Genomic DNA, 15,954 nt, shown 5'->3' on the forward strand with positions numbered 1-15,954 from the left:
TGTGCGCGGGGGCGCGGCCCGGTTCGAGGCGCACGTAGTTGGCCCTGCCCCAGTGGTAGGTCTCGCCGGTGAGCTCGTCGCGCACCGGCACGGACTCGTGCCATTCGAGGCCGAGTTGCGGCATGTCCAACGAGACCGTGGCCTCCTGGGTGTGGTGCGGGTCGAGGTTCACGACCACCAGAACCGTGTTCGATCCGTGCTCGTCCGCGGCCGTCTTCGAGTACGCGATCACCGCTTCCTTGTCCGTCTCGTGGAAGTGCAGGTCGCGCAGTTGCCGGAGGGCGGGACTGGCCCGCCGGAGCCGGTTCAGCGCGGTGATCAGCGGGGCGATCGTCTCGCCCCGGCGGGCGGTCCCTTCCCAGTCGCGGGGCCGGAGTTGGTACTTCTCCGAGTGCAGGTACTCCTCGCTGCCGGGCCGCACAGGGGTGTTCTCGCACAGCTCGAATCCGCTGTAGACGCCCCACGTCGGCGACAGCGTGGCGGCGAGCACGGCCCGCACCTCGAAGGCGGGCCGGCCGCCGTCCTGGAGGTAGGCGTGCAGGATGTCCGGGGTGTTCACGAAGAAGTTGGGGCGCAGGAAGTGGGCCGTCTCGCGCGACAACTCGGTGAGGTAGTCGGTGAGTTCCGCCTTGTCGTTGCGCCAGGTGAAGTAGGTGTACGACTGCTGGAAGCCGATGGCCGCCAGGGTCCGCATCATCGCGGGCCGCGTGAACGCCTCGGCGAGGAAGACGACGTCGGGGTCGGTGGCGTTGACCTCGGCGAGCACCCGCTCCCAGAACACGACGGGCTTGGTGTGCGGGTTGTCGACGCGGAAGACGCGCACGCCGTGGGCCATCCAGAACCGCAGCAGCCGTACGGTCTCGGCGATCAGCCCCGGCATGTCCTGGTCGAAGGCGATCGGATAGATGTCCTGGTACTTCTTCGGCGGGTTCTCGGCGTACGCGATGGAGCCGTCCGCCCGCCGGCGGAACCACTCGGGATGCTTCTCCACCCACGGATGGTCCGGCGAACACTGCAGAGCGAAGTCCAGGGCGACTTCGAGGCCGAGCTCACCGGCCCGGCGCACGAACGCGTCGAAGTCGTCGAGCGTCCCGAGGTCCGGGTGGACCGCGTCGTGACCCCCCTCCGGGGAACCGATCGCCCAGGGCACGCCCACGTCGTACCGGCCCACCGAGAGGGAGTTGTCGGGACCCTTGCGGAAGGTGGAGCCGATGGGGTGGATCGGCGGGAGATAGACGACGTCGAAGCCCATCCCGGCGATGGCGGGCAGCCGTTCGGCCGCGGTACGGAACGTCCCCGAGACGGGCGGGGCGTCCTCCTCGACGACGGCACCCTCCGAGCGCGGGAAGAACTCGTACCAGGACCCGAAAAGAGCCCGCTGCCGCTCCACGAGAAGCGGCAACTCCTCGGAAGCGGTGACGAATTCGCGCAGCGGATGCCGCGCGAGCGCCGACCGCACCTCCGGGGTGAGCGCGGCAGCGAGACGGGCCGCCGGTGAGCGGCCCGTGTCGCGCAGCGCCCGTGCCGCGTCGAGGACGGCGGCCCGTTCGGTGCGGGGGACGCCGGAAGCGGCCCGCTCGTGGAGGCGGGCGCCCTCCTCCAGGACCAGGTCCGTGTCGAGGCCCGCGGGTATCTTGATCCGCGCGTGGTGGCGCCAGGTCGTGACCGGATCGCCCCACGCCTCCACCGCGTACGTCCAGCGCCCCTCGGCGTCCGGAGTGACGTCGGCGCCCCACCGGTCGGTGCCGGGCGCGAGCTCCCGCATGGGGGTCCATGGTCCTGGGCGCCCGTCGGGACCGCGCAGGACGACGTTGGCGGCGACGGCCTCGTGCCCTTCGCGGAAGACCGTGGCGGTGACCTGGAACGTTTCTCCAGGGACCGCCTTCGCCGGTTTTCGCCCGCCGTGGACGGCGGGTCCTACGTCCTGGACGGGGATGGTGGGCTGCGAGGGCTGAGGGGTCTGAGGGGGCTGCGCCGACGTGTCTGGCGGGGGTGAGCCTAGAGGCATGTCTGACCGCTCCTGTCCGCGTGCACGGATACGTGGGTGTGGAGGCTTCCGCGGTGCGTGCCGGCCCGTGGGCCGAGTGCGTACCGGAGGAGCCTTCCCACAGCCTTCGGGTGCGCAATCCGGCGCTTTGTTAACTACTAGTGCGTAAGGGCGCATGCAAGACCGGTCCCGCCATGAATGGCCGGACCGGTCCCAATTCGCATATGCCCTATGGGTTGTTGAACTGTTCGCAGGTCGCGTAAATCTGGCACGATCCCCCCGGACTCATGAGACGGACGAACGGGGAAGCTGGCCGATGAGTGCACGGAACGCACGGCGAGAGGGGAGTCACGGCCCCGCCCCCGTCGTCGTCACCACCCACGGCCCCGTCCGCGGCGAGCGTCGCGCGAGCGGTGACCGGTTCCTCGGCGTTCCGTATGCGGCGCCGCCCGTCGGCGCCCTCCGCTTCGCGCCGCCCGTGCCGCCCGGCCCGTGGACCGCGCCGCTGGACGCCACGGCCTACGGGCCGACCGCGCAGCGCCGCGGCTTCGGCGACGGAGCGACCGTTCCCGAGCCGTCGGTCCCCGGCACGGGCATCCTCAACCTGAACGTCTTCACGCCCGCCGCGGACGCGGGAACCGCGCTGCCCGTCCTGGTCTGGATCCACGGCGGCGGCTACGTCGCCGGGTCCGCGGCGAGCCCCTGGTACGACGGGGCCGCGTTCAACCGCGACGGCGTCCTCCTCGTCTCGCTCGGCTACCGGCTCGGCATCGAGGGCTTCCTGCACCTGGCCGACGCCCCGGACAACCGCGGCGTACGCGACTGGCTCGCCGCCCTGGAGTGGGTGCGCGACAACATCGCGGCGTTCGGCGGCGACCCCGCCGCGGTCACGGTCGCCGGGCAGTCGGCGGGCGGCGGCGCCGTCCAGACGCTGCTCGCCACGCCCGCCGCCCGCGGCCTGTTCCGCGCGGCGATATCCATGTCCGGCTCGCTGATCGACCCCCAGGAGCGCTGGGTCGGCCCCGCCGTGGCCGAGCTGTTCACCCGGCGCACGGGCGTGCCCGCCACGGCGGCGGCCCTCCGCCCCCTGCCCGACGACCGGCTGCTCGCCCTCCAGGACGAGCTGACCGCGCCGGGCCCCGGCCGCGAGCGGCTGCCCGGCCCGCTGCTCGGGCCGGTCGTGGACGGCGAGCTGATTCCGAGGCCGACGCTCACCGAGCTCACGGAGGGCACCCTCGCCGCAGGGACACCGCTGCTTCTCGGCCATACGCGGCACGAGTTCCACGCGTTCGGCGGTCAGGAGCTGACCGATCTCGTCTTCCGGGGCCCGACCCTCGCGATCGCGCGGGCGCGCGCCCGGCGCGCGCACCCCACATGGCTGTACGAGTTCACCTGGCCCACGCCGGTACCCGGCGAAACGGAGGGTCTCGCCTTCCACTGCCTCGACCTGCCCTTCGCCTTCGACCTGCTGGGCGCGGAGGGCGTCACCGCCGCCGCGGGCGAGTCCCCGCCGCAGCCCCTGGCCGACGCGATGCACGCCGCCTGGGTGAGTTTCGTCCGCGATCTCGACCCGGGCGGCGGATGGCCGCGTCACACGGCCGGGCGGCGCGCGACCCGGCTCTGGGACACCGGACCGGGCCCGGCATACCGGTGACCACGGCCGGAACCGGCCCCACCGCACCCCGCACACCCCGCCCCGCACCCCGACTGCGCCCGTCCGCGCGCCGTAGTTGCCGAGGCCCGATCACCGCTACCGTCGACGCGTAGGTCGATACGTGTCGATACGTAAGGCATTCCCCGCAGAGGTGGAGTCGCAGTGAAGGCCATCCGTCGATTCACCGTACGTCCCGTCCTTCCCGAGCCCCTCGGCCGGCTGGCCGAGCTGGCCCGCAACCTGCGCTGGTCCTGGCACCCGCGCACCCGTGACCTCTTCGCGTCCGTCGACCCACGGCTGTGGGAGGCGTCCGGCTGCGACCCCGTGCGGCTCCTCGGCGAGGTGCCGCCCGCACGGCTCGTCGAGCTCGCCGACGACGCGGACTTCCTGCGGCGGCTCGACGAGGCGGCCGACGACCTGCGGGACTACGTCACCGGGGACCGCTGGTTCCAGGAGCAGGCCAGGAACGACGGGCACCTGCCACGTGCCGTCGCCTACTTCTCGCCCGAGTTCGGCATCACGGCCGCCCTGCCCCAGTACTCCGGCGGCCTCGGCATCCTCGCCGGGGACCACCTCAAGGCCGCCAGCGACCTCGGCGTCCCCCTCATCGGCGTCGGCCTGCTCTACCGCCACGGCTACTTCCGCCAGTCCCTGTCCCGCGACGCCTGGCAGCAGGAGCACTACCCCGTCCTCGACCCGAACGAGCTCCCCCTCACCCTGCTCAGCGAGGACGACGGGACCCCCGCCATCGTGGCGCTCGCCCTGCCCGGCGGCCGGCAGCTGCGCGCCCACGTCTGGCAGGCGCAGGTCGGCCGCGTACCGCTGCTCCTGCTCGACTCCGACGTCGAGGAGAACGACCCCGGCGAGCGCGACGTCACCGACCGGCTCTACGGCGGCGGCAGCGAGCACCGGCTGCTCCAGGAGATGCTCCTCGGCATCGGCGGAGTGCGTGCCGTCCGCGCGTACTGCCGCCTGACCGGCCACCCCGAACCCGAGGTCTTCCACACGAACGAGGGCCACGCGGGCTTCCTCGGCCTCGAACGCATCCATGAACTCGCCCTGCGCGACGTCGAGTTCGACGCGGCGCTCGAATCCGTGCGGGCCGGGACCGTCTTCACCACCCACACACCCGTGCCCGCCGGCATCGACCGCTTCGACCGCGAGCTGGTCGCCCACCACTTCGGCCCCGGCGCCGAGCTGCCCCGCATCGACGCCGGCGACGTCCTGCGGCTCGGCATGGAGACCTACCCGGGCGGCGAGCCCAACCTCTTCAACATGGCGGTGATGGGCCTGCGGCTCGGCAGCCGCGCCAACGGCGTCAGCACCCTGCACGGCTCGGTGAGCCGTGAGATGTTCGCGGGCCTGTGGCCGGGCTTCGACCCCGAGGAGATCCCGATCGCCTCCGTCACCAACGGCGTGCACGCCCCGACCTGGGTGGCCCCCGAGGTCTTCCGGCTCGGCGCCCGCCAGATCGGCGAGCGGCGCACCGAGGACGCGCTGTCCGTCGGCGGCTCCGACCGGTGGGACGCCGTGGCCGACATCCAGGACGCCGACATCTGGGAGCTCCGCCGCACCCTGCGCGAACAGCTGGTCCACGAGGTCAGGCGGCGCCTGCACGACTCCTGGCGGCAGCGCGGCGCCGCCACCGCCGAGCTCGGCTGGATCGACGGGGTGCTCGACCCGGACGTCCTCACCATCGGCTTCGCCCGCCGCGTCCCCTCGTACAAACGGCTCACGCTGATGCTGCGCGACCGCGACCGGCTGATGGAACTCCTTCGCCACCCCGAGCGGCCCGTGCAGATCGTCGTCGCGGGCAAGGCGCACCCGGCCGACGACGGCGGCAAGCGGCTCATCCAGGAGCTGGTCAGGTTCACCGACGACCCGCGGGTGCGCCGGCACATCGTGTTCCTGCCGGACTACGGCATGGCGATGGCACAGAAGCTCTACCCCGGCTGCGACGTGTGGCTCAACAATCCGCTCAGGCCCCTGGAGGCGTGCGGCACCTCCGGCATGAAGGCCGCGCTGAACGGCTGCCTGAACCTCTCCGTCCGCGACGGCTGGTGGGACGAGTGGTTCGAGCCCGACTTCGGTTGGGCCATCCCCACCGCGGACGGCGCCGGCGGCGACGACGACCGCCGTGACGACCTGGAGGCCGCCGCCCTCTACGACCTCCTGGAGCACCGCATCGCGCCCCGCTTCTACGAACAGGGCCCCGGCGGCCTGCCCGACCGCTGGATCGAGATGGTCCGCAGGACCCTGACCCGGCTCGGCCCGAAGGTCCTGGCGGGCCGTATGGTCCGCGAGTACGTCGAGAAGCTGTACGCCCCCGCCGCGCGCGCCCACCGCACCCTCGACGCGCAGGCCGCCGGCGAACTGGCCGCCTGGAAGACCCGGGTCCGCGCGGCCTGGCCCCGGGTCGCCGTCGACCACGTGGAGGCGTCCGCGACCGGTTCCACCGCGGAGCTGGGCGCCACGTTCTCCCTGCGGGTGCGCGTGCATCTGGGTGAGCTGACGCCGGACGACGTGGAGGTGCAGGTCCTCGCGGGGCGCGTCGACCCCGAGGACCACATCGCCGACGCGTCCTCGGTACCGCTGAAGCCGACGAGCGGCCCCGACGCGCAGGGCCGCCGGGTCTACGAGGGCCCCCTCGCCCTGGACCGCACGGGCCCCTTCGGATATACGGTACGCATCCTGCCCTCGCACCGCCTGCTCGCCAGCGGCGCCGAGCTGGGCCTGGTGGCCGTTCCGTCGGAGGCGACGGGGGAGGAGGCGGGGGTCTTGATGCGATGACATTGCACACCGATGTGGCCGAGGCCGGCGTCTTCGACGGGGACGTCGACGAGATGTCGTCCAAGACGGCGGTGGTCGCCCTCGTGGACGGCATCGCGATGAAGACGACCGGTCCCGACGCGTTCCGGCAGTGGTCGGCCGGACTGCTGCCGGAGATCGACCGGTTCGAGGCCGAGGGACACCGCGAGTTCATTCGCCGCCGCATCCACGACTGGCAGTTCTACCTGTCCGTCGAGGACGGTCACGTGCCGACACCTGACGAGCTGGCGGCGGTCACGGACTGGATGCAGCGCCACCTCGCCGAGTGGTCGACGTCGACGGAGGTGCTCGCCGTCGTCGCCGGGTCGGCCCGCACCAGGAAGACCCGGAACATCGCGGAGAACAGGGCCCGAAGCCGCGAGCTGAGAACTGGATGAACGGGAAAGCGGCACCCGGAGGGAGGAAGGAACCTCCGGGTGCCGCCCGTCGTGGTGGAGCAGGCGCGGCCGGCCGGTCAGAACGGCCGGCCGCGAAGGCCTACTTGACCGCGACGCCCGTCCAGGCCGCGCCCACCGCCTTGACCTCCGCCGAGTCCGCCCCGTACAGGTCCGTCGCCGCCTTCAGCGTGCCCTCGCGGGCCGCCTTGTAGTCGGTCGTCGAGGTGAAGTACGCGGTCAGGGCCTTGAACCAGATCTTCTCGGCCTTGTCGCGGCCGATGCCCTCGACCTTGGAGCCGTCGGCGGTCGGCGAGTCGTACTTGACGCCGTTGATCTCCTTCGCGCCGCTGCCCTCGGACAGCAGGTAGAAGAAGTGGTTGGCGATGCCCGAGGAGTAGTGGACGTCGACGTTGCCCGCGTCCTCGCTCCAGCTGTCCAGGGACGAGCCGTCCTTGCTGGGCTTGTCCATGTGGCGCAGCGGGGAGCCGTCGCCGTTGATGTCGATCTCTTCGCCGATGAGGTAGTCGCCGACGTCCTCGGGGTTCTTGGCGTTGAACTCGACGGAGGCGGCGAAGATGTCGGAGGTGGCCTCGTTCAGGCCGCCGGACTCGCCGCTGTACTCCATGTTGCCGGTCGCCGAGGTGACGCCGTGGGTCATCTCGTGGGCCGCGACGTCGATCGAGGTGAGGGGCTTCTTGTTGCCCTCGCCGTCGCCGTACGTCATGCAGAAGCAGCTGTCGTCCCAGAAGGCGTTGACGTAGTTGTTGCCGTAGTGGACCCGCGAGGTCGCGCCCTTGCCGTCGCCGTTGATGCCGCTGCGGCCGTGCACGGACTTGTAGTAGTCCCAGGTGAGCTGGGCGCCGTAGGCGGCGTCGACGGCGGCGGTCTGGGCGTCGTCCGGCTTGCCCGAGCCCCACGTGTCGTCGGCGTCCGTGAGGAGCTTGCCCCCGCCGCTCTGGGCGTGGTTCAGGTCGTACGTGCCGTGGCCGCCGCGCGCGTCGTCGGTCAGCTCGAAGCCGTTCGCGCCCTTCTTCGTGCCGAGCTCGACCTTGCCGCTGTACTGGCTGTTGCCGGTGCCGTTCTCGATGGCCTGGTACTGGTAGAGCTTCTTGCCGGTCGCCGCGTCCGTGATGACGTGCAGTCTGCTGGGCGTGCCGTCCTTCTGCACGCCGGTGACGACGGTCTCGTACGCGAGGACCGGCTTGCCGGAGGCGGCCCAGATCACCTTGCGCGGCGACTGCGCGTCGGCCTTCGCGGTCTTCGCCTCGGCCGCGGTGGACTCGGCGGACTTCGCGACGGCGGACTTGGCGAGCTTCGCGTCGGTGGAGGCGACCTTCACGGTGGCCTTCGTGGCCTTCGTGACGCTCTTCACCTTGCCGTTCTTGGCGGTGTGCACGACGAGGTCGCCGCCGAGGACGGGCAGGCCGTCGTAGGTGCGCTCGTAGCGGGTGTGGGTGGTGCCGTCGCGGTCCTTGACGACGTCGCGGACGACCAGCTTCTCCTTGGCGCCGAGGCCGATCTGATCGGCGGTGGCGGCCTTGTCGGCGTCCGCGTCCTGGAGGAGGTCCGCGCGGACGTTCGCCGAGAGACTGACGGGCGCGCCGGACGGGGCGGCGGGCTGGGCGGAGGCGCCGGTGGTCAGTCCGGCGGTGAGCAGCGCTCCGGCGGCGACTGCGGTGGCGATGGCCAGTGTCGAGCGCTTACGGGATATGTGGGGGGTCACGCGGGCTCCTTCTGTGGGGGGAGGGAACCGGGTGGCGTGGGGGCCTACCCGGACGCGTGGGGAAGCGTGTCACTGGGAGCAGGTACATGTCAGGACCCCGACTGGATGTTGGCCGGAAATCGTCCGTTGAGCGATGGTCGACATACGCAATGCGAACGGACCGTGAACGGCCTTGTGCCTCAACACGCGCGCCGCCCCGGGGAGTTGATCACCCGGAGCGGCGGCGTGTCTGTGCGGAACGGTGTGTGCGGAACTGCTCGGCTTACGGGAAGGTGACCTTCCAGCTGTTGATGTAGCCGGTGTCCTGTCGGGCCACGTCCTGGACCCGCAGCTTCCAGGTGCCGTTGGCCACCTCGGAGGAGGCGTTGACCGTGTAGGTCTCCTTGACGTTGTCCGCCGAGTCCGAGGAGCTGGCCGGCTTCAGCGGGTAGACCGTCCCGTCGGGGGCGAGCAGGTCGACCTTCAGGTCACCGCGCCAGGTGTGCACGATGTCGACGCCGACCTTCAGGGCGCTGGGCGCGTTGCCGGTGCGGCCGGTGACGTTGACCGAGGAGGTGACCGCGGCGCCGTTGTCCGGGATGGAGACGTCCGTGGTGTTCTCGAAGTCGGTGCCGGGCGTCTCGCCGCCGGGGCGGGCGCCGACGTTCACGGCGGCCCAGGCGTGGGCCACGGCCGCGTACTCGGCGCTGCTGGTGCCGTAGAGCTCACCGGCGACCGCGAGCGTCCCGGTGCGGGCCGCCGCGTAGTTGGTGGTCGTGGTGAACTTCGTGGTGAGCGCCTTGAACCAGATCAGCGACGCCTTGTCCCTGCCGATGCCCGTGACCGGCAGGCCGTCGGAGGTCGGCGAGTCGTACTGGACGCCGTTGATCTCCTTCTTGCCGCTGCCCTCGCTCAGCAGGTAGTAGAAGTGGTTGGCGACACCCGACGAGTAGTGCACGTCGATGTTGCCGATGCCCGAGTACCACGAGTCCTTGGACGAGCCGTCCTTGCTCGGCTTGTCCATGTAGCGCAGCGGGGTGCCGTCGCCGTTGATGTCGATCTTCTCGCCGACGTAGTAGTCGCCCTTGTCCTGGGCGTTGTTGGCGTTGAACTCGACGGCGGCCGCGAAGATGTCGGAGGTGGCCTCGTTCAGGCCGCCGGACTCGCCGCTGTAGGTCATGTTGCCGGTCGCGGCCGTCACACCGTGCGTCATCTCGTGCGCCGCGACGTCGATCGAGGTGAGCGGCTTGGCGTTGCCCGCGCCGTCGCCGTACGTCATGCAGAAGCAGGCGTCCGACCAGAAGGCGTTGACGTAGTTGTTGCCGTAGTGGACCCGCGAGTACGCGCCGACACCGTCGCCGCGTATGCCGCTGCGGCCGTGCACGTTCTTGTAGTAGTCCCAGGTGAGCGCCGCGCCGTAGTGCGCGTCGGCGCCCGCGGTCTCCAGGTTGGCGGGCAGCCCGTTGCCCCACACGTCGTCCGGACCCGAGAAGAGGGTGCCGGTGCCGGAGGTGCCGCGGTTCAGGTTGTACGTCTTGTGGCTGCCGCGGGTGGTGTCGGTCAGGGTGTAGTTGGACCCCGACTGGGCGGTGCCCAGCGTCACCTGGCCGCTGTACTGCGTGTTGCCGGTGCCGTTCTCGATGCCCTGCCACTGGAAGAGCTTCTTGCCGGTCGCGGCGTCCGTGATGACGTGCAGTTCGTTCGGCGTGCCGTCGTGCTGCAGGCCGCCGACCACGGTCTCGTACGCGAGGACCGGCTCGCCCTTGGCCAGCCACACGACCTTGCGCGGCGCCCGGTCCGCGTCGGTCTTCTTCGAGCCCTCGGCCTTCGCGGCGCTCAGCGCCTGCTTCTCCGCGGCCGATGCCTTGACCTCGGCGCTCGTGTCGACGCCCTTGAGCTGCGCCTTCGCGGCCTTGGTGACGCTCTTGGTCTTCCCCGACTTGGCGGTGTCCACCACCATGTCGCCGCCGAGGACGGGCAGGCCGTCGTAGGTGCGCTCGTAGCGGGTGTGGACGGTGCCGTCACGGTCCTTCGTGACGTCGCGGACGACGAGCTTCTCCTTGGCGCCGAGCCCCAGGTCCTTGGCGGTGTCGGCCTTGGTGGCATTGGCGTCGCGTATCAGCTCCGCGCGCTGCGCGGGGGAGAGCTTGGCGGCGAGCGCGCCCGGGTCGACCTTGCCGAGCTTCTGGGACGCCGCGGGGCTCGCCTTGACGGCCGGGTCATCGGCGGAGGCGGGCCCTGCCTGAACGGCGACGGCGAGGAGCGCGGCGACGGCGGAGAGGGCGCCGGCGGCGGTCGCACGCGTGCGGAGCGAACGGGTGCGGGGGGTGTGTCTGTGGGAGGTGCTTCTCAACACGGACTCCTTCTGCGCGGCCGCGGCGGGTGCGCGGCCAGAGCTACCGGACGGCTGGGTCGCCGTCCGGGCAGAGCAAGGCGGTACGCAGAACTGGGCGGTGCACACAGGGTGGTGCGTGGTGCGGGTTGCGTGAGAGGAACCGTTGACCACCGCGTTGTTGAATGTTGTGTGGTGGTCGAGGGGAAGAGTGACACCGGAGCGCCACCTCTGTCAGGAGCGCGTCAATAGTTGGCCGGAAATAGTCCGTTGGCCGGTTGGGGGCGTTCGCTATGCGGAGTGGCGCGGTGGGCGCCGACGGCAGGTGACCGGCCTTGTCTTACGCGCTCATCTCGGTCGCGGCGCGGAACTCGTGCGTGGGCCACGGAAACTCGTCCCACAGGATCTGTGACCGGACCTCACCACTGAGGACTGCGACGAGGAACCGGGTCACCGTCATGTCGTACCGCTCCCACTCCTCCCCGGACGCGCTGTTGACCATCACGGGACGGGAGTCGGGATCGTCACCCGGCTCCACGAGCCAGTACAGGTACTCCCTGTTGTCCGTGGTCGCCCAGCAGATGAGACGGTTGCCGTCTTCCTCCATCTCGGCCGGCCTGTCCTCGAAGTAGTTGTAGTGCAGGCCGGTCTCGGGGTCGAAGTACTGTCCCGGGAAGCGCAGGGGCGTGTACGTGGTGCTGTCCGTCGCCCATGCTGTGGTGCCCCATAGCGTGCTGCGGGCCCGCCAGGCGATGTCGCCCTGTTCGTCGACAAGCTCGGTGGGGGTGCCGACGAGACCGGTGACGATGGCGAAGAAGCGGGAGTCGATCTCGTCCTGCGGAGCGGTGGCCGCGGTGACGCGTTCGGTCTGGGGGATGGGGTGGAGTCCCCGGTGGTCCCAGGTCAGGGTGACCGGGTGGGGCATCTCATCGCTGGTGGTGGTCTGTTCGCACAGTGTGGTGCCGTCCCAGGTGAAGTCGACCCTTTCGGCGACCGTCTCACCGTCCGGCGCCATACGGAGCTTGGCCGTGCGGCGGCCCAGTGGGTCGTAGGTGTAGCGCCACACCGTGCCGTCCGGAGTGACCGTCGACAGCAGGCGGTCGTCGGCGTCCCAGGTGTAGCGCCAGGTCTCGGGCTTGCGGGACAGGCGGGTCTTCTGGCGGAGGGTGCTGCGGCCCAGCGGGTCGTGGTCGTAGCGGACTCTTCCCGCGCGCGTGATGCGGGTGCCGGTGTACGTGCGAGGAGGTCGTCGTACGGGCTGGGCGCCCGTCAGCTCACCACACTCTCCCGCCACGCGCGATGCAGACCGGCGAACGCCCCGTCGCCCGCGACGAGTTCGGCGGGGCTGCCGTCCTCCACCACCCGGCCGTGTTCCATCACCAGCACCCGGTCCGCGATCTCCACCGTGGAGAGGCGGTGGGCGATCACCACGGCTGTGCGGCCGTGCAGCACCGTGTGCATGGCGCGCTGCACGGCCCGCTCGCCGGGGATGTCCAGGGAGCTGGTCGCCTCGTCGAGGATCAGCACCGCGGGGTCGGCGAGCAGGGCGCGGGCGAAGGCCACCAGTTGGCGCTGGCCCGCCGAGATGCGGCCGCCCCGTTTGCGTACGTCGGTGTCGTAGCCGTCGGGCAGTGACGCGATGAAGTCGTGGGCGCCGATGGCCTTCGCGGCGCGCTCGATGTCCTCGCGGGTGGCGTCGGGCCGGCCGATCGCGATGTTCTCCGCGACCGTCCCGGAGAACAGGAACGCCTCCTGGGTCACCATCACGACCCCGCGCCGTAGCTCGGCGCCCGACAGTTCGCGCAGGTCGACGCCGTCCAGGAGGACGCGGCCCTCCGTCGGGTCGTAGAAGCGGGCGAGCAGCTTGGCCAGCGTGGACTTGCCCGCGCCGGTGGAGCCGACCACGGCGACGGTCTGCCCGGCGGGCAGCGTCAGGTCGAAGCGGGGCAGCACCTCGCCGCCCGTGCGGTAGGCGAAGCTCACGCCGTCGAAGCGGACTTCGCGGCCCGGGTGGTCCGACTCCAGGGCGGGAAGGGGGCGGGTGGCGGCAGGATCCGGTTCGGGCACCGTCGGGGTCTGGGCGAGCAGGCCCGCGATCTTCTCCAGTGAAGCGGCCGCCGACTGGTAGGAGTTGAGGAACATGCCGAGCCGGTCGATCGGGTCGTACAGGCGCCGCAGGTACAGCACGGCGGCGGCCAGCACGCCGAGCGCGAGCCCGCCGTCCGCGACGCGCTGGGCGCCCCACAGGACGATGGCGGCCACGGCCGTGTTGGCGACCAGCCGGGAGCCGACGACATAGCGTGCCATCTCCAGGATCGCGGAGCCGTTGGTCCGCTCGTGCCGCTGGTTGAGCACGGCGAAGTCCGCGTCGTTGGCCCGCTCCCTGCGGAAGGCCCGCACCGGCCGGATGCCGTTCATGGTCTCCGCGAACTTCACGATGACGGCGGCGATCGCGGTCGACCGGTCGCGGAACAGGACCGCCGCACGCCGCTGGTAGAGGCGTATGAGGAGGTAGAGCGGCACGAACGACGCCACGGCCACCGCGCCGAGACCGAGATCCAGCCAGAGCAGCATCGCCGAGATGTAGACGAAGGACAGCAGGACCGTGAGGAGTTCCTGCAGGCCTTCGCTGAGCAGCTCGCGCAGTGACTCGACGTCGGTGGTGGAGCGGGAGATGAGCCGGCCCGAGGTGTACCGCTCGTGGAAGTCGACGCTGAGCGCCTGCGCGTGCCGGAAGATGCGGCCGCGCAGGTCGAGCAGCACGTCCTGGTTCACGCGCGCGGAGGCGACGACGAACGCGTACTGGAGGGCGCCGGAGGCGGCCGCGCAGCACAGATAGCCGATGCCGACCGCGATCAGCGGGCCGTAGTCGTCGGCGCGCACGGCGGGCACGCCCCGGTCGATGGCGTACGCGACGAGCAGCGGTCCCGCCTGCACCACGGCCTGCTGGACCAGCAGCAGCACGGCGGCCAGCGTGACGCGGCCGCGCAGGGGTGAGAGGAGGGAGAGGAGCAGGGTGCGGGTGGCGCCGGGGGGCGCGGGCAGCTCGTCCCTGTCGAAGGGATCGCCCGGCGCGGGGTTGCCCGCCGCGAGGTCCGGCTCCTCGGGGTCGGGTCCGGCAGGCTTCTCCCGGACGGACGTCGACGAGGTCATCGGCAGGCCTCCTGGGAGGAGTGGGAGGAGTGGGAGGAGCGGGGAGCGGCGTCGGGGGAGCGGTCGGCGCTCTCGTCCGGGCCGGGTGCGTCGGCTCCCGACATCAGCCACGCGTACTCCGCGTTCTCCCGCAGCAGCTCCTGGTGCGTGCCCACGGCGGCGACGCGGCCGCCCGACAGCAGGGCGACCCGGTCGGCGAGCAGCACCGTGGAGGGGCGGTGGGCGACGATCAGCGCGGTCGTGTCCGCGAGGACCCGCCGCAGCGCCGCCTCCACCAGCGCCTCCGTGTGGACGTCGAGGGCGGACAGCGGGTCGTCGAGGACCAGGAAGCGGGGGCGGCCCACCACCGCGCGGGCCAGGGCCAGGCGTTGGCGCTGGCCGCCGGAGAGGCTCAGGCCCTGCTCGCCGACCTGTGTGTCGGTGCCGTGCGGCAGCGCGTACGCGAAGCCGGCCTGCGCCACGTCGAGCGCGCGGGCCAACTCGGGCTCCCCGGCGCCCTCTTCGGCGCCCATCAGGACGTTCTCGCCGACCGTCGCGGAGAACAGTGTGGGCTCTTCGAAGGCGACGGCGACGAGCGTACGGAGGCGCTCGCGGTCCATCGCCGTGATGTCCTCGCCGTCCAGGGTGATGCGGCCTGCGGTCACCTCGTGCAGCCGGGGCACCAGCGCGGTCAGTGTCGTCTTGCCGCTGCCGGTCGCGCCGACGAGCGCCATCGTCTCGCCGGAGCGGATGTGCAGGTCGATGCGGGTGAGGACGGGAGGCGCGTCCTGCGCCGCGTCGGGGTACCGGAACTCCACGCCGTGGAACCGCAGACCCCCACCGCCACCACCGTCACCGTCCGCGGGAAGGACCTCGCGACCGGCACCCTGGCCCACCGGGGAAACAGCATCCGCCTCCCCCTCCGGCTCCGCGTCCATCACCTCGAAGTACCGCTCCGTGGCCGTCGCAGACTCCTGGCTCATCGCGAGCAGGAAACCGATCGACTCCACCGGCCAGCGCAGCGCCAGCGCCGTCGACAGGAACGCGACCAGCGTGCCCGCCGACAGGCCGCCGTCCGCGACCCGCACCGTGCCGATCACCAGCGCCGCCCCGATCGCGATCTCCGGCAGGGTCATGATCACCGCGTAGATCGCGGCGAGGATCCGCGCCTTGGCCAGCTCCGTGCCGCGCAGCGTGTGCGAGAGCTCGCGGAACGCCCGCGCCTGGCTGCGGTGGCGGCCGAAGCCCTTGATGATGCGGATGCCGAGCACGCTCTCCTCGACGACCGTCGTCAGATCCCCGACCTGGTCCTGCGCGCGCCGCGCCACGGCGGTGTACCGCCCCTCGTAGTACGCGAGGGCGATCACCATCGGAGCCACGGGTGCGAGCAGCACCAGGCCGAGCGTGAAGTCCTGCCCGAGCAGGATGATCACGCCGACCACGATGGTCGCGCCGTTGACCAGCAGGAACGTCAGTGGGAAGGCGAGGAACATGCGGAGGAGCATCAGGTCCGTCGTGCCGCGCGACAGCAGCTGTCCGGACGCCCACCGGTCGTGGAAGGCCACCGGCAGCCGCTGCAGATGGCGGTAGAGGTCGGCCCGCATCGCCGCCTCGACGCCCGCGAGGGGCCGGGCCACCAGCCACCTCCGCAGTCCGAAGAGGAGCGCCTCCGCGATGCCGAGGAGCAGGAGCAGCAGAGCCCCGAGCCACACCCCCGCCGAGTCCCGGTCGGCCACCGGGCCGTCGACCATCCACTTCAGTACGAGGGGGAACACGAGCCCCGTACAGGAGGCGACGATCGCGACGACCGCCGCGACGACGAGGCGGGTTCGCACCGGTCGCACGTACGGCCAGAGGCGCAACAGCGTCCGTACGGTGGACCGATCCTTGGCAGGGGCAGCTGATTTCGGCATCAGGGGCGAGCCTACGGATCGCCACTGA

General features: G+C 71.4%; 8 protein-coding genes and 1 pseudogene. 3 read left to right on the forward strand and 6 right to left on the reverse strand.

Annotated elements, in window-relative coordinates; all coding sequences use genetic code 11:
* A partial coding sequence (locus AB0H82_RS33195) for an alpha-1,4-glucan--maltose-1-phosphate maltosyltransferase (RefSeq protein WP_362999231.1) occupies positions 1-2,008 on the reverse strand: 2,008 nt, incomplete at its 3' end.
* Between the two features lie 295 nt (positions 2,009-2,303).
* On the opposite strand from AB0H82_RS33195, the gene AB0H82_RS33200 reads away from it, so the two are divergent.
* From AB0H82_RS33200 to AB0H82_RS33210, 3 genes are all read left to right on the forward strand, one after another.
* The gene (locus tag AB0H82_RS33200; RefSeq protein WP_362999232.1) at positions 2,304-3,641 is read left to right on the forward strand and encodes a carboxylesterase family protein; all 1,338 of its coding nucleotides are present in this window, start codon (positions 2,304-2,306) and stop codon (positions 3,639-3,641) included.
* Positions 3,642-3,803: 162 nt separating this feature from the next.
* The gene (gene glgP, locus AB0H82_RS33205) at positions 3,804-6,431 is read left to right on the forward strand and encodes an alpha-glucan family phosphorylase (protein ID WP_362999233.1); all 2,628 of its coding nucleotides are present in this window, start codon (positions 3,804-3,806) and stop codon (positions 6,429-6,431) included.
* Entirely contained in the window at positions 6,428-6,847 is a 420-nt protein-coding gene (locus AB0H82_RS33210; protein ID WP_362999234.1) for a hypothetical protein, read from the forward strand. The genes glgP and AB0H82_RS33210 overlap by 4 nt, the downstream gene beginning before the upstream one ends.
* 100 nt (positions 6,848-6,947) lie before the next feature.
* On the opposite strand, the gene AB0H82_RS33215 is transcribed toward AB0H82_RS33210, so the two are convergent.
* From AB0H82_RS33215 to AB0H82_RS33235, 5 genes and pseudogenes are all read right to left on the reverse strand, one after another.
* Positions 6,948-8,570 (reverse strand): M4 family metallopeptidase, encoded by a 1,623-nt coding sequence (locus AB0H82_RS33215; RefSeq protein ID WP_362999235.1) that lies wholly within the window; start codon positions 8,568-8,570, stop codon positions 6,948-6,950.
* A 262-nt stretch (positions 8,571-8,832) separates the two neighbouring features.
* The gene (locus AB0H82_RS33220) at positions 8,833-10,902 is read right to left on the reverse strand and encodes a M4 family metallopeptidase (RefSeq protein WP_362999236.1); all 2,070 of its coding nucleotides are present in this window, start codon (positions 10,900-10,902) and stop codon (positions 8,833-8,835) included.
* A gap of 604 nt (positions 10,903-11,506) precedes the next feature.
* Positions 11,507-12,121, reverse strand: a pseudogene (locus tag AB0H82_RS33225) (RHS domain-containing protein); the annotation flags it as partial.
* 29 nt (positions 12,122-12,150) lie between these two features.
* Positions 12,151-14,034 (reverse strand): ABC transporter ATP-binding protein, encoded by a 1,884-nt coding sequence (locus AB0H82_RS33230; protein ID WP_362999237.1) that lies wholly within the window; start codon positions 14,032-14,034, stop codon positions 12,151-12,153.
* Positions 14,031-15,926 carry an ABC transporter ATP-binding protein gene (locus AB0H82_RS33235; RefSeq protein WP_362999238.1) on the reverse strand — a complete coding sequence of 632 codons (1,896 nt, stop codon included), beginning with the start codon at positions 15,924-15,926 and terminating at the stop codon, positions 14,031-14,033. The genes AB0H82_RS33230 and AB0H82_RS33235 overlap by 4 nt, the downstream gene beginning before the upstream one ends.
* Positions 15,927-15,954: the final 28 nt, after the last annotated feature.

Source organism: Streptomyces sp. NPDC050732 (assembly GCF_040654255.1).
GTDB lineage: Bacteria > Actinomycetota > Actinomycetes > Streptomycetales > Streptomycetaceae > Streptomyces.

Excerpts from the sequence above, each read along its gene's own strand:
- AB0H82_RS33200 (WP_362999232.1), top strand. The coding sequence starts at position 2,304 with ATGAGTGCACGGAACGCACGGCGAGAGGGGAGTCACGGCCCCGCCCCC.
- AB0H82_RS33210 (WP_362999234.1), top strand. The coding sequence starts at position 6,428 with ATGACATTGCACACCGATGTGGCCGAGGCCGGCGTCTTCGACGGGGAC.
- AB0H82_RS33230 (WP_362999237.1), bottom strand. The coding sequence starts at position 14,034 with ATGACCTCGTCGACGTCCGTCCGGGAGAAGCCTGCCGGACCCGACCCC.
- AB0H82_RS33235 (WP_362999238.1), bottom strand. The coding sequence starts at position 15,926 with ATGCCGAAATCAGCTGCCCCTGCCAAGGATCGGTCCACCGTACGGACG.